The organism is Streptosporangium sp. OZ121 (assembly GCF_051918885.1).
Classification (GTDB): domain Bacteria; phylum Actinomycetota; class Actinomycetes; order Streptosporangiales; family Streptosporangiaceae; genus Streptosporangium.
This window is the reverse complement of record NZ_JBPXMC010000051.1, coordinates 1-19,448: the sequence shown is the minus strand read 5'-3', so window position 1 is coordinate 19,448 and position 19,448 is coordinate 1. Positions and strand designations below refer to the sequence as shown.

The window sequence follows — 19,448 nt, the reverse complement described above, 5'->3', positions numbered from 1 at the left end:
GGCCCGCAGGGACAGTAAAGAGTTTGTCCTTCCATCCCTTTTGTGAGGTATATTCCCTACTTGATATAAGGGGAATCAGGGGGAGAGTCATGCGCAAGATCTTTGGGGTCGTGGCCGGATTGGTGCTGGCCGGGACCCTGGCCGCGTGCGGGGGGACGTCCACCGACACGGCCCAGCCCGACGGCGGCACGCCGAAGGCCGACGCCCCGCTCAGGGTCGGGGTCAACCCCGTGCCCCACGGCGAGGTGCTCAAGTACGTCAAGGACAACCTCGCCGCCAAGGCCGGGCTGAACCTGGAGATCGTCGAGTTCACCGACTACGTCCAGCCCAACACCCAGCTGGACGAGGGCAACCTGGACGCGAACTACTTCCAGCACATCCCGTACCTGGAGGAGTTCTCCAAGGGCAAGGACATCAAGCTCAGCTGGGTCGCCCCGGTGCACATCGAGCCGCTCGGCCTGTACTCCAGGAAGATCAAGAACGTCTCCGAGCTCGCCCAGGGCGCCCAGGTGGCACTGCCCAACGACGCGAGCAACCTCGGCCGCTCGCTCAAGCTCCTGGCCGACAACGGCGTGATCACCCTCAAGGAGGGCGTGGGCGTCAAGGCCACCGAGCGCGACGTCGCGGGCAACCCCAGGGAACTGGAGTTCAAGCCCCTCGAGGCGGCCCAGCTGCCCCGCTCCCTGGAGGATGTGGACGCCGCGATCGTGAACGGCAACTACGCCCTGGAGGCCGGGCTGCAGCCCGCGACCGACTCGCTGATCCTGGAGAAGGGCGAGGGCAACCCGTACGCCAACGGCCTGGTCACCGTCCCGGCCAAGGTGGACGACCCCCGCGTGAAGAAGCTCGCCGAGCTCCTCACCGGCCCCGAGGTCAAGAAGTTCATCCAGGACAGGTACAAGGGCGCGGTCCTGCCCGCCGAGTGACCCGCCCGGTGACCCGCCGGTGCTCTGTTCGGTGCCGTTCCCGGTGCCGTGTCCGGTGATCCGCCCCAGGGGCGGTCACCACCTCCCGCGCCACGCCTCGGCCGCGCCTCCCCGCCCGTCTCGCGGGGGCGCGGCCGACGCTTTTCCAGGTCCGGCAGGCCCGTGACGACGAACGGGAGGCCGCGGTCCGCATCTACCTCCGTCCGGTGACGTTTGAGATTCGCATGGGGGATAGATGGGGTGGGTTGGCTCGAAGGAGGAGATCCCATGACCATCGCAGGCGGCATCGTTCTCATCATGCTCGGCGCCATTCTCACGTGGGCGGTCGAATTCGACATCGCCGGATTCGACATCAACATCGTCGGTGTCATTCTGATGATCGGCGGCCTCGCGTGGCTCCTGTTCGCCGTGTACCGGCTCAGCCTCGCCCGCCGGGCGGTGGTGCCGGACTCGACGACCACCACGGTGATCGACGACCCGGTCACCCAGCGCCGCACCTACCAGGAGCGCCACTACAACGACCCCCCGGCGGTGTGATCCCGCGGACCTCTCCCGCAGGGGAAACGCGACGTCAGCGGGTACCGCCGGCCGCTCCGGGTCCGTTAGGAAACGGTCCCCGCGGGTAGGCGTGCCGTTTCAAGGAACGCGAACGGAGGGCACAGGACGTGAGCAGAGTCGTATCCCGCGGTGCGAGCGCCGTGAGCGGAATGCTCGGTGGCGCGATCGCCGGGGCCATCTTCAAGCAGGTCTGGAAGCTCGCGTCGGGCAAGGACGACGCCCCTCAGGCGACGTCGGACGAGTACGGCTGGGGCGAGATCCTCGTGGCGTCGGCCATCCAGGGCGCCATCTTCGGCGTGGTCAAGGCCGCGATCGACCGTTCCGCGTCCCGGAGCATCCACAGAGCCACCGGCAAGTGACCCCGTGAGGTAGCCGCCGTCACCACCGGCGACCGGCCTCATGCCGGAAGGCCCCCGATCCCGTCCGCGGGACCGGGGGCCTCCGTACGTCCGAAACCGCTTGACGGCTCCGGGACGCGGGAGCCGTCAGGCGGCTCCGGGACACGGGCGGGCGTCGGCCGCCCGCCGCGCCGGGACGCGGGAGGAGAGCACCTCCGCGTACACGGCGGACGTCTGGGCGGCGATCCGGTTCCAGTCGTAGCGTGAGCGTGCCCGGGCGGCGGCCGCCGCCCCGTAGGCCGCCAGCAGGGACGGCGCGGCGAGCAACCGGCGCAGCGCCCCGCCCAGCGTGTGCGGCTCTCGTGGCGGGACCAGCAGGCCGGTGACCTCGGGGACGACGGTGTCCAGATGCCCGCCCACCGCGGACGCCACCACCGGTACGCCGCAGGCCATGGCCTCCAGTGGCACGATGCCGAACGGTTCGTACCAGGGCATGCTGACCACGACGTCCGCCGAGCGCATCAGGGTGGGGACGTCCTCCCTGTCCACCCTGCCGAGGAACCTGACGCGGTCCGCCACGCCGCACCGGGCGGCCACGCGCGAGAGCCTGTCCGCCTCCGGGTCGTCCAGGTCGCCGCCGGCGACGACCAGGGTGGCGCCGGGAATGCGGGCGAGGGCGTGAATCGTGGTGTCCACGCCCTTGCGGCGGACGGGACGGCCGACGGCGAGCAGGACGGGTCCCGGGCCGAGGTCCCTCCTCGGGCCGGCGGGGGTGAAGGAGCGCACGTCGACGCCGCAGGGCACGACCCGCGCCCGGCTCCGCGGAATCCGCATCCTGCGCAGTTCCGCCACCTCGTCGGCGCAGGTCGCGACGATCGCGTCCACCTGGGAGGCGACCATCGCCTCGATCTTGAGGCGCTCGCGCGGGCTGGAGTCGTCCGTGCCCTGGTGGCGGCGCTTGACCGTACCGAGGGCGTGGAAGGTATGCACGATGGGGACGGCGGCGTCCCTCGCGGCGGCCAGGGCGGCCAGGCCGCTCATCCAGAAGTGGCTGTGGACCATGTCGGGTGGCGCGGCGCTCCAGCGCCTGGCGAGCCACCGGCCGAAGTCGGGGATCCAGGGGAGCAGGTCGTCCTTGGACAGGGGCATGGCGGGTCCGGCGGGGACGTGGACCACGGTGACCCCGGGGGCCAGGGAGGTCTCCTCAGGCTGGGAGGGGCATTCCCTGCGGGTGTAGACGGTCACCTCGTGCCCGCGCGCGGCGAGCGCGAGGGACAGGGCGGCGACGTGGACGTTCTGGCCCCCGGCGTCGGCTCCGCCGACGGCTGCGAGGGGACTGGCATGCTCTGACACCATTGCGATCTTCATGGACACGGCTCCACCGGGTGTGCGGGGCAGGCGTGCCTGCGTCCTGGGCATACCGGCCTCCTCTGCCCTGAGCGGGGACTTTAAACGTGTTTGACCTTGGGATTCACGGGAAGGCGAGCAGTTTTGGATGGGAAGGAGTTCGACGATGGAGGCTCCCCAGTACGTCGCGGCGCGCGTGCAACGCGCGCTCGCCGAGGACGAGAGAACCACGGAACTCGGCATCCGAGTGGACATCCGGGGTGATCAGCTCTACCTGCGCGGCCAGGTCGCCAGCACCGACCGCAGCGAGCTGATCGCCGAGGTCGCCGGCGAGGCGGCTCCCGGGCTGGCCGTCCACAACGAGATGGACATCGTGGACGTGCGGGACCCGGTGGGGGAGGAGAGGCTGTGAGAGACGTGCGGATCGCGGCGGTCGGGGACGTACACCTCGACGAGAGCCGCAAGGGGAGCTATCGCGAGCACCTCCACGACATCGGTGAGAAGGCCGATGTCCTGTTGCTCGCCGGAGACCTGACCCGGCACGGCACGATGGAGGAGGCGCGGGTGGTGGCGGACGAGTTCCGCGACCTGCCGGTCCCGGTGGTGGCCGTGCTCGGCAACCACGATCACCACTCCGACCAGCCCGCCGAGATCGCCGCCCTGCTGCGCGACACCGGGATCGAGGTCCTGCACGACGACGCGACGGTGCTCGACATCGACGGGGTGCGGCTCGGGGTGGTCGGCGGCAAGGGCTTCGGCGGGGGGTACGCGGGCAAGTGCGCCAGCGACTTCGGCGAGCCGGAGATCAAGGCGTTCGTCGGGCACACCAAGCGGATCGCCGACCGCTGGCGGGTGGCGCTGAAGGAGCTGCAGGCCGACCGCAGGGTCGTGCTGTCCCACTACTCGCCGGTCAAGGACACCCTCGCCGGGGAGCCGCTGGAGATCTACCCCTTCCTCGGCAGCTACCTGCTGGCCGAGGCGGTCGACGCCGAGGGCGCCGATCTGATCATCCACGGGCACGCCCACGCCGGCACGGAGAAGGGCGTCACGCCGGGCGGTATCCGGGTGCGCAACGTGGCGCTGCCGGTGCTGGGCCGGGCCTACGGCGTGTATCTCCTCTGACGCGTTCCGACGCGTTACATGAAGAAGCGGGCCGGGGGATACCCGGCCCGCGAGGCTTCTGTGGGAGTTCGGGGCGCTTACATGCTTCTTACGAATGTTCTTCGCGAGCGTGGTGCCCGCGTCGAGAAGTGTGCCGGCCTCAGGCCCGCACCGGACGGCGTACGGACATCAGGCCGTACGGAACCGCGTGCGGGTCGTGTGGCCCGCACCTGGAGGGTGTGCGAGCACTGGGCTCGCACCGGTCTGTGTGCGGCGAGCGCGAGGCTCGCGTCACACATTGAAGATGCTCACACCCCCGGGGCCGACGAGGAAGCCGAGGACGATGAGGACGATTCCCCAGAGGAAATCGCGACGGGCCAGGATGACGTAGATCCCGGAGATGACGAGAACGACTGCGATGATCCAAAGCAAGGTAGCCATAACCGGCCTCTGCCCTCACAATTCACTACTTAACATCTTCATCATCCTTGGTTCCGTACAGATCAACTATCGGCTGGATGAACCACAGCCAGGCGCTCAGCAGGGCCACGATCCCGGCGAACACCGCCGCCGGCCAGGCGTTGAGGACCGTTTCCGCGACGAGCGCGACCGAGCTCGTCATCGCGACCGTGAGCCCGGCGAGCCCCGCGATCCCGAGCGCGTTGGAGCGGTGCAGCATCTTCTCCTTCAGCCCGGTCCTGAACAGCAGGCGGTGCTGGGCCGCGGGGGTGATGAAGCAGACGGACGCGACGGCCGCGCTCAGCAGGGCGATGAAGAACAGCCAGTGTCCCAGGGCGTCCACTTTGTTGAAGCCCGTCGCGAACGGCAGGCTGAACAGGAAGGCGAACAGCACCTGCACGCCGGTGACCGCGACGCGCAGGCCCTGTAACAACTCGCCGAGTTCGCGGTCGACACGTTCCTTGTGGGTCTCTCCGGGCTCGGGATGTTCCTTTTGCACATGTTCGGGTTGAATCATGCGCATCGTTTACCCAAGCAAAGGTTTGACATGCCTACCTGGGGAGTTACGGGGTACGGCGATGGCTATGGGAAGCCACAGTCACGAGGTCACCGACGCGATCCTGGAAACGCTGAAGCGAGCGAGCAGCGGGTTGAAGGACGCGGACGTCAGGTTCGCTCTTGCCGGAGGCTGTGCGGCCTACGCGCGCGGAGCCGCCCCCTCGCTCCACGACGTCGACTTCGTCCTCCCCCAGGAGGACGTGCCGCTCGCGCTCGAGGCGCTGGGCAAGCTGGGATTCGAGACGTCCAGGCAGCCGCCGGAGGACTGGCTGGTCAAGGCCTTCGACGAGGGCAGGCTGGTGGATCTGATCTTCTCGATCTGCGACCATCCGGTCACCCCCGAACTGTTGAAGCGGGCGGAGCCGATGAAGGCCTCGGCGGTGATCCTGCCCGTCCTGGAGGCCACCGACCTGGTCATCTCCTGGCTGCTGCCGCTCTCCGAGCACAGCTGCGACTACGGCTCCCTGCTGCCCCAGGTCCGCGCCCTGCGCGAGCAGGTCGACTGGGACCGCGTCGCCGCCGTCGTCCAGGACTCCCCCTATGCCTCCACCTTTCTCATCCTTCTCCAGCGCCTTGACGTCATCCCCGGCCCCATCGACTCCTCAGGTGACCCGACCTGGCCGTGAAACCCGGCCGTCCCGCGAACGCGGAGGGGCCCCGCCGTCCGGCGGGGCCCCTCTCGTCGTCTCGTCCGGTGTGCCGGGTCAGGAATCCCGGGTCCGAAGATTCCGGATCACAAGACCCGTGCCCGGAAGGTCCGGGTCAGAAGGTTCCGGGGCCCCCGCCGAAGGGGAAGCGGCCGTAGTACTCGCCGACACGGTCGCGGTACGCGGGCTCCTTGAAGTTCGCCTCGTCGAACTCGGGGGCGTCCTTGATCTCCTGCTTGGTGCGCGCGACGTAGACCTTCTTCTCCTGCGGGTCGATCTGCGTCACCGTGCTCGCCGGCAGGAGGACCTTCTTGCCGAAGATCCAGGGCCCCGTGTCGACGACGAGGTAGCTCTCGCCGACCTCGTACGTCGCCTCGTCGATGGAGCCGATCTTCCCATCGGTGGCTTCGACGTGGTACCCGGCGACGTCGAGCGTCCTGTCCTGGTCGTACACGTCGGCTCGATAGTTCCAGAGCTCAGGTTGCATGGTTGAACATCTCCCTTGACTTGATACTCCGGGCTCCGGTCACGTACCCGAGCGAGGAGCCCTAAACGGCATTTCCCCAAGTCAGCAGGTGCGGAACACTGTTCGCTCGCCTTTGTTTCCACGCGAATCAGCAGGTCACCGCGGGTTTCGACCGCCGTCCCGGGACGTGAATCTCGCCGTCCGGTGCTCTTTGGCGGCATATATCTGCTCATGTACGGACCATGGTGTCGGGTCCGGTAAGCTTGTCGAAGTCAAGCGCCGCTAGCTCAGTTGGTTAGAGCAGCTGACTCTTAATCAGCGGGTCCGGGGTTCGAGTCCCTGGCGGCGCACCACGGTTCAGGCCGATGACTCGGGCACTCCCGCCGCGGCGGGAGTGCCCGCAGTCGTTTCCGGGCCCCACAAGGGTTTGGTGCGGGCTGCGTCCCAGCCGCCGGTGCCCGGTTCCCACACCTGGACGGGGGCCTGGAGGCCGCCGTCTGGCTTCGCGGTCCTGGTCCACACGACGGTGGTCGCGCGTTGGTCGACGGCGATGACCCGACCTGACGACCTGTCCGCTGGGCAGGCCTGCCACCGACCTGGCCATGTGCATCCGCGGCCACTGGAGTATCGAAACCGACTCCATCGGCTCCGCGACGTCCTACGGAGAAGACCACTCGCCGAGATCACCTCAGTATTTCCGCGTAGAGGTCCTCAGCTGCCTTGGCATGCTCCTTTCCCGCTGCGGAGTCGATACGACCGTGAAGTTCGCCCAGGAGGGCATGGGCATGTGCCGCGCCGAGACGGTGGCCACTCTGACGGTGATCGTCCAAGGCACGCAGGGCATAGACGCGTGCGTGCTCGTCATCTCTCTTCGCGGCACAGCAACGGGCAAGCAGATAAAAAGCCTGACCTTGAAGCACGCGAAACCGGCTGTGCTCGGCCAGTGCCAGTGCCTGTCGTGCGAGATCCGTCGCTTCGGTGAGGTGATTGCCGTGGTGGTGTGCTTCGGCCAACCCCAAGTAGGTCTCACACTTCAGGTAAGGGGTCTCAAGGTCGTTGACGATTTCCAGCGCCTTGTGGTGGAGATCGATGGCCAGCATCACATCACGGTCATGAGTGCTCAGTGAGGCCAGGCCGCTCAAGGCCTGAACCTCGACGTTGCGGTGGTCGACGTCCCGCGCGAGGCGAAGGGCGGCCTCGAAATGATCACGAGCGGAATCGGTGTCGCCACGATCGCGATGAACACGACCAAGGGATACCAGGGTCTCCGCTTCGCTACTTCGGTTCCCCAAACTGCGGTGTACGGTGAGAGCGTTTCCCAGATGCGTGGCGGCGTCATCGAGCCGACCAAGCAGATGACAAATCTCTCCCACCGTGGCGACAGACATCGTTTCCCATACTGTATCCGTGAACTCGCGGTGCAGTCTTACGGCCTGTTCGGCGATATCGATGGCTTCGTCCAGGCGGCCGCAGTCGCGGTACAGATTCGCAAGAATGAGCAGGACTCCCGCTCTTTCCGCGTCGTCTCCGAGGTCGGCATAAAGGTCTTGCGCTTGCCGTAGTGCGGTGACTGCCTCGTCGGGGCGGCCAACCACGCCAAGCAATTGGCCGAGGTTGCACAGCATGTTACCGTGTTGAGCCGGGGACACGGAATCATCTTTTAAGGCGATCGCCTGCCGTAGATAGACGATTGCTCGTGAGAGTTTGCTGAGATTGAAGTAGACTTGCGCCAGCCCGTTCAGGGCCATTCGTTGCAGCTTCACATCTCCGCTGAATCGTGCTGCCGCAAGCGCGGACCTGGCGATGGTCAGCCACTCAACCATATCAGGGCGAAGTAGGTCATAGTAGCTGCGCAACCGATCTGCCAGCAGCAGTGTCGTATGACTGTAGCCATGATGGACAGCATAATCGATTACCTTTACAACATTGTGCCGCTCACTGTTGAGCCAGGCCAATGCGGAGTTGTAATCATGTAGGTCTGAGTCCTGCGTTCGCACTGGATCGGCCAGAGCGGACAGCGGTGGGGTGTTGCCCCCGCGGAGCAGATGGTCAGCCGAGGCGACCTTGTGCTGATACCAGTCCAATAATCTGCTTATCGCCGTTGCTCGATCCTCGTCACTGTCTTCGATGTCCGCTCGGGAGGTCGCGTACTGACGAAGCAAGTCGTGAAGAGAGAACCGGCCCGGGTCTTCCTCCGCGATGAGATGTGCGGCCGCGAGTCGGTTCAGCGTCCGCGACGCCTCTTGCGTGGTCATGTCGGCGAGCGCCGCAGCGGCGGGAGCCGCGAAGTCCGCGCATGGCACCAGCCCAAGACGGCGAAACAGCCGCCGCTCGTCGGGGGCCAACGCGCGGTACGACAGATCGAAGGCGGCTCGGACGCCACGCTCCTCGTCATCCTCCACGGTCAACGACGCGAGCGTGTCCCCGGCGACCAGATCCTGGACGAATTCGCCGATGGTCTGCCGCGGCCGGTCCGCCAGCTGAGCCGCCGCGATACACAGGGCGAGCGGAAGGCGAGCGCACACCTCGATCAAAGCGGCACACGGTGACGGTTCCGCCTCGACCCGCTCGCGGCCGAGGAACCTGACGAGCAGGTCTTCGGCTTCCTGCGGTGCCATGGCGTTCAGGATGAGGCGGTGGGCACCGTCGTGGGCGACAAGACCGGTCAGCCGATCACGGCTGGTGATGAGCACCAACGACTTGCCGACGCCGGGTAGAAGGGGGCGAATCTGTGCGCTGGACCGGGCGTTGTCCAAGAGAATGAGCAGTCGGCGATCCGCCAGGAGCGAGCGGTAACGGGCTTCGGATTCGGCGAGATCGACGGGTGTCTGCTCGGCCGTCATCCCCAGTGCCCGCAGGAGCAGGGCGAGAGCCTCGATGGGACGCATCGGGGTTCCGTGGGCGTGCCCTCGGAGATTGAGGTGTATCTGCCCGTCGGGAAACTGGTCTGCCACCCGGTGTGCCCAATGCACGGCGAGAGCCGTCTTGCCGACACCGGGGGTCCCCGCGATAGCCGAGATCACCACCGTCCCGGCCGCACCTTCGGACGCCGAAGACAGGAACTGGTCCAGTTTCCGTATGTAGTCTTTGCGGCCGGTGAAACGAGCCATGTCCACAGGTAACTGTCGCGGTGCGATGGGCGTCTCCCGCGAGGTGCGCTCGCCACCGTCTTGACCTGGAGCCGGGGGAGCATCAGGCAGGTAGAGCCGCTCATCGGAGCGAAGGATGGCCTCATACAGGCGCCGCAGGGAAACACCCGGCTCGATGCCGAGTTCGTCGCGTAGCACAGTGCGAGTCAGGTGGAAGGCTTCCAACGCTTCGACCTGACGGTCGCTGCGATACAGCGCCAGCATGAGGTGCGCTCGCAGGCTTTCCCGGTACGGATACGCGCGGACGAGTTCGGTGAGTTCGTGTATCACCTCGGTATGCAGTCCGAGAGCCAGCTCGAGGACGACGCGCTCCTCCTGCGCCGCCAACCGATGGTCTTCCAAGCGCCTGACCTCGTCGGTCAGTATCGGGCCCGCCTCCACGTCCCCGAAGGGAGTGCCACGCCAGAGACCCAGCGCCTGACGGTAAAGACTCCGGGCTCGGGCCGCGTCGTCCTGCTCCCGAAGAGCGCGGGCCTGGTCGAGCAATTCCGCGAAACGCAGCACGTCGAGTTGGCAGGACTCGACGGCGAGCGAATAGCCCGCGGAGCCGTGCCGTATCAGTCCCTCGTCGCCGAGTTCCTTACGAAGCCGGTGAACGTACGTCTGAAGCGTTTTGCGGGCTGTTGCCGGCGGTGCCTGATCCCATAGCTCGTCAAGCAGTTCCGACACGTTCACCGACTGTCCGGCTCGGCACAACAGCACAGCCAGGACGCGGCGCAACATCCCCGCTCTCACCTGGATGGGAACCCCGTCACGATGCACAGAAAGCGGCCCCAGCACGCCGAACTCAAGCATCTGGCCGCCCCCTGGTCGACACCGCACCTGTGGGCACAGGCTGTCAGGCCGCGTCATCGCCGTCAACCGATGCGCTACCACCGCGCTACCAGCCGGACGAAGAATCACTCATAGGCGATCCCCGCACGACAGCCGGGCCATCACGTCGACCAGAAAGCGAAATCACGCCTCAGTCAAACACCTCGACCGGCCACACGAAGATCACGAAAGATCGAGGCCGGCGCAGTTCCCGCCGCAGGTCACCCGCCTCGGCCGAACCGTCAGGAAACGCGGGTGGGGGCGCGTCGGGACCCGGAGCCGTGGGGGCGCGCCGGGTCCCGGAGCCCCACCCGGTCGCGTCAGGCCCGCCGGCCCACGGCCGTCCTGGCGCCGCGACGGCGCCACAGCAGCCCGGAGACGGCGCCGAAGGTGACCAGGGAGCCGGTGAGCACGAGCGCCCGTCCGTCGGGGCCGCTCTCGCCGCCGCCTCCGGTGTCGGCCGCTCCGGCCGGAGTCTCGTCGATCTCGCCGTTCGTGTCCTGCGGGGTCTCGGCCTCGGTGTCCTCGTCCGTCGAGGGCGGGCCGACGGGCTCGGTGGCCGTGTCCGTCGGGACGGGATCGGTCGCCTGGCCGCCCCCGGCGACGGTGAGGGGGTAGGTCATCAGGGCGTCCTTGTTCTGCGACTCGCACTCGATCAACGGCTGGTTGGGCTGGGTCCCGAAGTTGACGGCGGCGGGTTTCACCGTCGCGGTGCCCGGATTGTTCGATGTGGTGGCGAGCGCGATCTGGGTCGCCGGCAGCGGGATGGTCTGGCCCGCGCCGACCGTGTCGAGGGTGCCCACCCCGGTGGCGGAGGTCAGCCCGGGAAGGTCGCCGATGGAGGCGTACGCGTACAGCTTGGTGCCCGCGGGCAGTCCGGCGGCGGGCGCCGTCAGGCCGGTGCCGGAGTAGGTGCCGTGCCAGCCGATCGTGAACTGCTGTCCCGCGGTGGCGTTCGCCGGCATCGTCATCTCGACGTCGATCTGGATGGTCTGCTTCTCCGTCACGCCGTCGGTGGTGCACTCGTACTCCACGATGTCGGCCGCGACGACCGAGCCGTGCCCCGCGGAAGAGGGAAGGGGGTGCCAGAGGAGGACCAGGCCTCCGGCCAGGGCGGCGACTGAGAGAACCGAACGGACGCGCACGTCGCCTCCTGCTTACGACAGATGGGGCATAAGGGGAGACGGGGGATAAGGGTGTTCGGTTGACACCAACGGTCCGATGCATTGGAGCTACGCGTGCGCCGGGAGGGAAGCCGGGACGAAAACCGGGACGAGAAAAGCACCGGATGGGACGCTTCCGCCCCATCCGGTGCCCGATCCGGCCACGAGGCCTCGTAGGCCTCGTAGGCCTCGTAGGCCACGTGGGCCACGCGGCCTACGAGGCGTAGACCTCGAACTCGGAGAGCTGGCCCGCGGGCCAGCCGCTGTTGGCGGTGAAGGTCAGGCGCAGGTGGCGCCTGCTGGTGGCCGGGAAGGTGATGGTGGCCGTGTTACCGGTGGCGGGGTTGAAGGTGTACGTCGCCGAGCCGACGACACCGGTGAAGTTCGTCCCGTCGGTGCTGCCCAGGAGGGCGATCGCCTGGGTGCGGGTGGCCCAGTCGGCGGCCGGGGGCAACTTGAGGACGACCCGGCCGACGCTCTGCGTGGAGCCGAGGTCGACCGTGACCGACTGCGGGAAGGCGTTGTTGTTCGACTCCCAGTAGGTGCTCGCGTTGCCGTCCACGGTGTTGCCCGAGCCGTACACCTGGGCGTGGCTGGTCTCCGTGGTCGGCCTGCCCTGCGCCAGGTTGGTGACGGGCGCGGAACCGCCGGTCCCGGTCAGCGCCACGGTCAGCGGCCCGTTCGGGTCGTTGCTCGCGACGGTCAGGGTGCCCGTACGGGTGCCCGTCGCGGTGGGGGTGAAGGTGACGTTGACGGTGCAGGAGGCGCCGGCGGCGAGGGTGGTGCCGCAGGTCCTGGTCTGGGCGTAGTCGCCGGTGGTGGAGACCGTGCCGAGCGTCGCCGACCCGGTGCCGGTGTTGGTGACCGTCACGGCCTGGGCCGGGCTGGTGCTGCCGACCGTCCTGGCGGCGAACGTCAGGCTGACCGGGGAGGCCGCCAGCGACACGGTCGGCGTGGGGTTGCCGCCACCCGGGAAGATCTGGAACTCCGAGACCTGGGCCGCGGGCCAGCCGGTGTTGGCGGTGACGTTGATCCGGATGTAGCGCACGCTCGAGCTGGTCAGCGGGATCGTGACGCTGTTGCCCGTGGAGGGGTCGAAGGTGTGTCCGGCCGAGGCCTTCAGGGTGGTCCAGGTGGTGCCGTTGGTGCTGCCCTGGACCGACAGGGTCTGCGTCCTGGTCGCCCACGCGGCCGGCGGGGGCAGCTTCAGGGTGACGGAGCCGACGCTCTGCGCGGTGCCGAGGTCGGCCTGCAGCCACTGCGGGAAGGCGTTGTTGTTCGACTCCCAGTAGCTGGAGGTGCTGTCGTCGTTGGCGTTGCCCGGCGGGAAGCCGCCGTTGGAGCTGCTCGCCGTCATCGTCGCGCCGAGCGCGAGGTTGGTGGTCGAGCTCGTGCCGCTGCCGCTCAGGCCGACCGTCAGCGGCCCGTTCGGGTCGTTGCTCGCCACGCTCAGGGTGCCCGTACGGGTGCCCGTCGCGGTGGGGGTGAAGGTGACGTTGACGGTGCAGGAGGCGCCGGCGGCGAGGGTGGTGCCGCAGGTCCTGGTCTGGGCGTAGTCGCCGGTGGTGGCGACCGTGCCGAGCGTCGCCGTGGCGGTGCCGGTGTTGGTGACCGTCACGGCCTGCGCCGGGCCGGTGCTGCCGACCTGACGCGCCCCGAAGGACAGGCTGCCCGGGGAGGCGGTCAGGGCGACGCCGTTGGTGCCGCTGCCGGAGAGGCTCACGGTCACCGGGCCGCCCTGGGCGCTGCTGGCGACGGTGAGCGTGCCGGTGCGGGTGCCCGTCGCGGTCGGCCGGAAGGTGACGTTCACCGTGCAGGTCGCGCCCGCGGCGAGGGAGCCGCCGCAGTTGTTGGTCTGGGCGTAGTCGCCGGTGGCGGTCACCGAGCCGATCGGGGCCGCGGTGGCGGCTCCGTTCGCGATGGTGACGGCCTGCGCCGGGCTGGTGGTGCCGACCTGGCGCGCGGCGAAGGACAGGCTGCCCGGGGAGCCGGACAGGCCGCCGGTGTTGCCGCCGCCACCGGGGTAGATGTAGTTCGGCGTGGGCCAGGTGCCGGTGCAGGTCGTGCTGCTGGGGCTCCAGCCGGTGTTGCCGGTGCCGAAGACGGGCGTGAAGGCCGCGCCGACGCAGTTGTGGATGGCGACACCCGCGCCGATGTGGTCGGCACTGACGTTGTTGAACGTCATGTTCGCGCCCGACTGCGCCTGGATCATGTACGTTCCGGTGCCGTCGATGTTGACGTTGTTGAAGTTCACCGTGCTCGTGGTGCCCTCGATCATGTGGATCGCGGCGTACGAGCTGTCCAGGATGTCGGTGTCGGTGACGTTGATGGTGGCGTTGACCGGCTCGTTGAGCCCGCTGAACCAGAGGGCTCCGACGCCGAAGTGCCAGTTGAAGTCGTTGTTGCCCGCCCGGAGCAGGGTGTTGCGGGCGACGGTGTGGGTTCCGGCGACCGCGGTGCCCTGGCCGGAGTTGACGCCCGGGTAGCGGTTCGCGATGTGGATGCCGCCGCCGTTGCTGACCGTGTCGGCCACCACGTTGTCGGTGATCTGGATGTCCCTGCCGCCGTACGTGACGATGTTGTTGGCCAGCAGCGTGACGCCCACGGTGTTGAACGTGAACTTGTTGCCGACGTTCGGGACCCGCTCCGGCCACATGGCCAGGGCGTCGTCACCGGTGTTGCGCAGGAACGTGTTGGTCACCGTCGAGTTGGTGACCCCGGTGTGGAAGTTCACGCCGTCGGCGGTCTGGTCGAGGATGCGGCTGTTCTTGATGGTGAAGTTGTTCATCGGGCCGTCCATCCAGGCACCGACCTTGGTGTGCTGCATCCACACGTTGTCCACGACCGAGTCGGTCATCGCGCCGCCCATGGCGTTGACCTGGTCGTTGTCCTCGCGCTCCATGATCTCGCCGATGATGGCGAAGTCCTTGAGCGTGACGTTGCGGCTCGGGCCGCCCGCCTCGTGGGGACGGATCTCGCCGCCGTAGCCGCCGCCCTGGACGTACTTGCCGTAGACGCCGACGGCCCGGTTGCGCTGGGTGGGGTGACGCCCGCCGAGCACGCTGTACCAGGGGCCCGCCCCGCGCAGGGTGACCCCGTCGACGACCACGTGGTCGTAGAGGTTGTAGGTCCCCTCGGGGATGTACACCTCCTTGCCCTGGGCCTTTCCGGCGTTGACCGCGGCCTGGAAGGCGGCCGTGTTGTCGACGCCCGTGTTGTTCTTGACGGCGCCGAAGTCGTCGACCGACAGCGAGCCGGCCGGGCGCCCGATGGGGGCGCCGACGACCTCGAAGTCGGCCAGGTCCACGGTGACCGGGATGCCGCCGGTGAACTGGACGCGGACCTTGGCCCCCGCGGCGAGCGTGGACCCGAACATGGTCCGCGTCTCGTCGTAGAAGTGGTGGGGGTTGGTGTCGCCGGGGTTGTTGTTGAACGGGTAGCCGCCGTAGTACCAGCCGTACTTGGAGGTGAGGGTGAGGTCCTTCAGGTGCGTGCCGTTGAGCCGCAGGCTCGCGGTGGTGTTCTGACCTGTTCCCGAGGCGTTGTCCGGCACGCTGTAGCGCAGTGACATCGCGTTCGCCGGCCGGGTGAGCGTGAACTCCACGTACTCGCCCGAGGAGTCGAGCGTCACCGCCCTGCGGCCCGAGGCCTCCGAGGGGAGGCGGCCGTAGATCCGGTCGGGGCCGATCACCTGGCCCGAGTGGGCGGTGTCCTCGGCCTCTATCTCGAAGAAGGGCACGGTGGCGCCGCGCCCGGGGAAGTCGAACGGGGAGTCGGCCCTCGCGGCGGCCGTGGCGGGGGTGACCGGTAAGGAGGCCAGCCCTCCCGCCGTCAGCGCCGCGATCGTGGCGATGGTCCAGGCCTTTAGCCTGCCGGACTTCTTCATCGGCTGACCCTTCACTTTACGAAGAGCCGGACGCTTCGCGGCCGGAACGTCGCGGACGCCGGCCGGTGGTGCCCGGGGGGTATCCACACCTTAAAATGACGAACAGATTGCTGCAAGATTTCAGCTAATACATGAAACGTAACGACCGTGTTGCGCTGATTCCTGTACGGAAAGTTTCATGTAAGTGCTTACGTATTGCTGGAAGCCGCTTGCGTGCCGGTGGAAGTGGCATCCGGCGTCGGTTCGGGCCCTCCGGCGGGTCCGGGTCCTTCGGGTGCTCCGCCGGTGTGAGTGATCCGGGCGGCCGGTGTGGCCGCCGACGTCGCGGTGGGTGGTGCCCTGTGGTCGGCCGCCGCGATCACTGGTGAAACATCACAAATGTGGAAAATTACGAGGTTCGCCGGTTTGTCGGCAAATGTCGACGGGCTGCCATACGATGCTTCCTCGTGGTGAGCTGGTACGGAGCGGCACAGCGGGACGAAACGGCCCGGGTTTCGTCGGCCAGCATCCCGGCGCGAGAGAACGGCGGCGCTTCCATGGGACTGTTCGAGAACGAGCGAAAGACAGCGCTGTCAAATGAGTGATCCCGGACTGCGGTTCTCGATACTGGGGCCGGTGCGCGTCTGGCGGGACGGCGACGAGGTGGAGATCGGCTCCCCCCAGCAGCGGCTGGTCCTCGCCGTCCTCCTCCTGGCCGAGGGCAGGACCGTGGGCCACGGTCACCTGCTCGACGCCATCTGGGGCGAGGAGCGTCCCCGCACCGCCATGGGCACGTTGCGCACGTACGTCTCGCGCCTGCGCTCCGCCCTCGGTGCCGAGGTGATCACCTCGATCGGCAGCGGATACGCCCTCGCCGGCGGAATCTGCGACCTGGTCGCGATGGAGCAGCTGTCCCGCGAGGGACGGTACCGCGAGGCTCTGGCGCTCTGGCGGGGAGAGCCGCTCGCCGGGCTGGAAGGGAGCTACGCCGAGGGTCAGCGGGCCCGGCTCGGGGAGCGGCGGATCGCCGTACAGGAGCTCAGGCTCGCCCAGGAGGTCGAGGAGGGCAGGCACACCGAGGTCATCGCCGAACTGACCGCGCTCCGCGGGGAACACCCGGCCAGGGAACGGCTCTCCGGCCTGCTGATGCTGGCGCTGTACCGCTCGGGCAGGCAGGCCGAGGCGATAGGCGTCTTCACCGACACTCGGAAACTGCTCGCCGAGGATCTCGGCATCGACCCCTCGCCCGAGCTGGCGGAGCTCTATCAGAGGATCATCACGGCCGACCCCGCCCTCGGCCGGAAGAGGGCGGCGAGCCCGGCCGCCAGGCAGGTGCCCCGGCAACTCCCCGCCGACACCGCGGACTTCACCGGCAGGGAATCCGAGGTCGACGAGATGGCGGACGCCCTGAGGTCGGGGAACGCCTCGGCGTTGCTGATCTCGGCCGTGTCGGGCGCGGGCGGCATGGGCAAGACCACCCTGGCCGTCCACGTGGCGCACCGGCTCGCGCCGGACTACCCCGACGGCCAGCTCTTCGTGAACCTCAGGGGCTCGGGGGCGCAGCCGCTCGCACCGGAGACCGTGCTCGGCAGGTTCCTGCGCTCCCTCGGGGCGGAGGTCCCCGCCGACTCGGAGGAACCGGGCGAGCGCGCGGCCCTGTACCGCTCCATGCTGGCGGACCGGCGGGTGCTCGTCGTGCTGGACAACGCCGCGAACGCCGCGCAGGTACGGCCGCTGCTGCCGGGGGCCGCCGGATGCGCGGTCCTGGTGACGAGCCGCGCGAAGATGGTCGGGCTGTCCGGCGTACGCCAGGTCGATCTGGGCGTGCTGCCCCACGACGAGGCGATGGCGCTGCTGGGCAAGGTGGTGGGGGAGGCGCGCGTGGCCGCCGAGCGCGAGGCGGCGGCGGACCTGATCGGGGCGTGCGGGCACCTGCCGCTGGCGATCAGGATCGTGGCCTCGCGGCTGGCGGCGCGGCCCGCCTGGAGCGTGGCCAGGATGCGCGACCGGATGGCCGACGAGCGCCGGCGCCTGGCGGAGCTGCGCGTGGACGACCTGACCGTCGAGGCGACGTTCGCCCTCGGCTACGACCAGCTCGACGCCGCGCACGCCTCGGCGTTCCGGCTGCTGGCCGTGCCCGACGCGGCCGACTTCTCGCTGGGCTCGGCGGCGGCCGTGCTCGACCTGGACGAGCCGGGCGCGGAGGAGGTGTGCGAGGCGCTGGTCGACGTGAGCATGCTGGAGTCGCCCTCGCCGGGCCGCTACCGCTACCACGACCTCCTCAAGATCTTCGCCCGGTCGCGGCTGGACGACGAGGACGTCCGGCGAGCCGCGCTGGCCAGGCTGCTCGGCTACTACCTCGCCGGCATGACGGCGGCCTACCGGCTGGCCTATCCGGGCATGCCGGTGTCCGGCCAGGAACGGCCGGCCGGCGCGGAGCCGTCTTTCCCCGGACCGTCCTTCGCGGACGAGGAGGCCGGGGTGATCTGGGCGGAGGCCGAGGAGCAAGGGGTGATCAGCGGCGTGCACCAGATCGCCCAGACTCCGGGCAGCGTCCTCTGCGACGCGATACGGCTGCTCGACATGGCGTCCGACGTACTGGAGACCGACGAGACCCCCGAGCGCTACGAGCGGGCGGCGGGAGCCCTCGTCGAGGCGGCGGCGGCCCGAGGGGAACGCCGCGCCGAGGCGCACGCGCGGTGCATGCGCGGGGAGTTCCTGGCGGGCCGCTGGAACCTCGACGCGGCGATCGAGGACGGCCTCGCCGCGCGGGATCTCAGCCTTGCCGAGGGCGATCTGGCGCAGTACGCGCAGAGCCTCAACCTGCTGGCCATGGTCGGCGCCAACCGCGGGTCCAAGAACGAGGCGATCGAGATGTACGCCGAGGCGATCGAGATCTGGCGCAGGCTGGGCGATCGGAGCAGCGAGACCACAGGACTGGGCAACCTGGCGCTCGCGCTCGTGTCGGTCGGCAGGGCCGACGAGGCGGTGGAGGCGATGGAGCTGGCCACCCGCACCATCAGCGAGCTGGGCGGCGGGGCGGATGCCGACATCATGTACCAGTCGGCCGTCGTGCTGCGTGACGCCGGGCGCCCGGAGGAGGCGCTCTCCCGGCTGGTGAAGTCGCGGAAGGCGTACCGGAGGCTCAAGCAGCGCGTCCGGGAGGGGGCGACCCTGTTGCGGATGGCCGAGACCCACCTCGCCATGGGGCAGCCGGACAGTGCCGTCGACTGCGCCGAGGACTCGCTGGCCCTCATGGCGGAGGCGGGCAACGAATGGATCCAGGGCAAGGCGCTCGTCGCGCTCGGCCAGGCGTTCTCCCGGCTCGGTCAGCCGGGCAGGGCCGGGGCCTGCCTGACCGAGGCGCTTGAGATCTTCGTACGCCGGAACATGCCCGAGGCTGACGAGGTACGGGCCCTGCTGGACCGGCACGGGGCCTCGTGGTGGAACGCCGAGCCGAAGGTGACCGTCCTGACCGGTTGAGCGCGGACCGTGCGCGTGCGCGGGGAACGCGGGAGGAGCCGGGCCAGTGCGGCGCGGGCGGTCTCGGACCGTGCGCGGGGAACGCGGGAGGAGCTGGGCCAGTGCGGCGCGGGCGGTCTCGGACCGTGCGCGTGCGCGGGGAACGCGGGAAACGCGGGGAACATCGTGTTCGGGCCCGGAAATGTCGGTGCCGGCTGGCATCATCAGGAGTGTGGACCTGCACTACTACGACGCGCCTTTCCGCTCCGGCCGCCATGACGGCCAGGTCGGCGAGGCCGTGGTGTCCTCCTCGAGGGGAAGCGAGGAGGACGGTGGCGGTGCGGTCGCCCATGTGCCGCCAACCCGGGGTGGCCCGCCACAGGAGGAGGCACTCTTTCCCTGAGGTCTTACGGGCAGGGATGTCGAGAACGCATCCGTGGCTCCGATCCTCTGCGATCGGCGGAACGAGACGGACGACGATTTTCGAGGAGGAACGACCATGCGGCCCATGAAGACGAACACCCTGAAGGTGCCCGGCGCGACTCTTTACCACGAGATCCGCGGCTCGGGGCCGACCCTGCTGCTGATCTGCGGCG

The 19,448-nt window shown here is 68.7% G+C and carries 14 protein-coding genes and 1 tRNA gene; 8 read left to right on the top strand and 7 right to left on the bottom strand.

What is annotated here, in order from left to right; translation table 11 throughout:
• Positions 1-89 precede the first annotated feature (89 nt).
• The 3 genes from ACTOQ1_RS41670 to ACTOQ1_RS41660 all read left to right on the top strand — a co-directional run bounded on the left by ACTOQ1_RS41670 (position 90) and on the right by ACTOQ1_RS41660 (position 1,843).
• Positions 90-926 (top strand): MetQ/NlpA family ABC transporter substrate-binding protein, encoded by an 837-nt coding sequence (locus tag ACTOQ1_RS41670; protein WP_440073965.1) that lies wholly within the window; start codon positions 90-92, stop codon positions 924-926.
• A 267-nt stretch (positions 927-1,193) separates the two neighbouring features.
• On the top strand, positions 1,194-1,463 hold the full coding sequence (locus ACTOQ1_RS41665; RefSeq protein WP_362697502.1) for a DUF6458 family protein: 270 nt from the start codon (positions 1,194-1,196) through the stop codon (positions 1,461-1,463).
• A gap of 128 nt (positions 1,464-1,591) precedes the next feature.
• Positions 1,592-1,843, top strand: a complete 252-nt coding sequence (locus ACTOQ1_RS41660; protein ID WP_440073964.1) for a DUF4235 domain-containing protein — start codon at positions 1,592-1,594, stop codon at positions 1,841-1,843.
• A gap of 126 nt (positions 1,844-1,969) precedes the next feature.
• On the opposite strand, the gene ACTOQ1_RS41655 is transcribed toward ACTOQ1_RS41660, so the two are convergent.
• The gene (locus ACTOQ1_RS41655; protein WP_440073962.1) at positions 1,970-3,190 is read right to left on the bottom strand and encodes a glycosyltransferase; all 1,221 of its coding nucleotides are present in this window, start codon (positions 3,188-3,190) and stop codon (positions 1,970-1,972) included.
• A gap of 145 nt (positions 3,191-3,335) precedes the next feature.
• On the opposite strand from ACTOQ1_RS41655, the gene ACTOQ1_RS41650 reads away from it, so the two are divergent.
• The gene (locus tag ACTOQ1_RS41650) at positions 3,336-3,581 is read left to right on the top strand and encodes a BON domain-containing protein (RefSeq protein ID WP_362697508.1); all 246 of its coding nucleotides are present in this window, start codon (positions 3,336-3,338) and stop codon (positions 3,579-3,581) included.
• Positions 3,578-4,291 carry a metallophosphoesterase family protein gene (locus ACTOQ1_RS41645; protein WP_440073960.1) on the top strand — a complete coding sequence of 238 codons (714 nt, stop codon included), beginning with the start codon at positions 3,578-3,580 and terminating at the stop codon, positions 4,289-4,291. Before ACTOQ1_RS41650 ends, ACTOQ1_RS41645 begins: the two co-directional genes overlap by 4 nt.
• Before the next feature lie 270 nt (positions 4,292-4,561).
• On the opposite strand, the gene ACTOQ1_RS41640 is transcribed toward ACTOQ1_RS41645, so the two are convergent.
• Both ACTOQ1_RS41640 and ACTOQ1_RS41635 read right to left on the bottom strand, forming a co-directional pair.
• A complete protein-coding gene (locus ACTOQ1_RS41640) occupies positions 4,562-4,711 on the bottom strand; it encodes a GPGG-motif small membrane protein (RefSeq protein ID WP_362697514.1) in 150 nt (49 codons plus the stop codon).
• A gap of 25 nt (positions 4,712-4,736) precedes the next feature.
• Positions 4,737-5,228, bottom strand: a complete 492-nt coding sequence (locus tag ACTOQ1_RS41635) for a DUF6328 family protein (RefSeq protein WP_440073958.1) — start codon at positions 5,226-5,228, stop codon at positions 4,737-4,739.
• An 85-nt stretch (positions 5,229-5,313) separates the two neighbouring features.
• On the opposite strand from ACTOQ1_RS41635, the gene ACTOQ1_RS41630 reads away from it, so the two are divergent.
• Positions 5,314-5,913: a nucleotidyltransferase family protein gene (locus ACTOQ1_RS41630; protein WP_344742816.1), complete on the top strand. Its 600-nt coding sequence runs from the start codon at positions 5,314-5,316 to the stop codon at positions 5,911-5,913.
• Between the two features lie 136 nt (positions 5,914-6,049).
• On the opposite strand, the gene ACTOQ1_RS41625 is transcribed toward ACTOQ1_RS41630, so the two are convergent.
• Positions 6,050-6,421, bottom strand: coding sequence for a PRC-barrel domain containing protein (locus ACTOQ1_RS41625; protein ID WP_440073956.1), 372 nt, complete (start codon positions 6,419-6,421; stop codon positions 6,050-6,052).
• A 255-nt stretch (positions 6,422-6,676) separates the two neighbouring features.
• Between ACTOQ1_RS41625 and ACTOQ1_RS41620 the strand changes: the two genes are divergently transcribed.
• Positions 6,677-6,753 (top strand) — tRNA-Lys (locus ACTOQ1_RS41620).
• Between the two features lie 330 nt (positions 6,754-7,083).
• Here ACTOQ1_RS41620 and ACTOQ1_RS41615 read toward each other — a convergent pair.
• The 3 genes from ACTOQ1_RS41615 to ACTOQ1_RS41605 form a co-directional block, all read right to left on the bottom strand.
• Positions 7,084-10,344, bottom strand: a complete 3,261-nt coding sequence (locus ACTOQ1_RS41615) for a BTAD domain-containing putative transcriptional regulator (protein ID WP_440073954.1) — start codon at positions 10,342-10,344, stop codon at positions 7,084-7,086.
• A 338-nt stretch (positions 10,345-10,682) separates the two neighbouring features.
• The gene (locus ACTOQ1_RS41610) at positions 10,683-11,507 is read right to left on the bottom strand and encodes a hypothetical protein (RefSeq protein ID WP_440073952.1); all 825 of its coding nucleotides are present in this window, start codon (positions 11,505-11,507) and stop codon (positions 10,683-10,685) included.
• 232 nt (positions 11,508-11,739) lie between these two features.
• Positions 11,740-15,411: a choice-of-anchor D domain-containing protein gene (locus ACTOQ1_RS41605; RefSeq protein ID WP_440073950.1), complete on the bottom strand. Its 3,672-nt coding sequence runs from the start codon at positions 15,409-15,411 to the stop codon at positions 11,740-11,742.
• Positions 15,412-15,987: 576 nt separating this feature from the next.
• On the opposite strand from ACTOQ1_RS41605, the gene ACTOQ1_RS41600 reads away from it, so the two are divergent.
• Positions 15,988-18,873: a BTAD domain-containing putative transcriptional regulator gene (locus ACTOQ1_RS41600; protein WP_440073949.1), complete on the top strand. Its 2,886-nt coding sequence runs from the start codon at positions 15,988-15,990 to the stop codon at positions 18,871-18,873.
• Positions 18,874-19,448 lie beyond the last annotated feature (575 nt).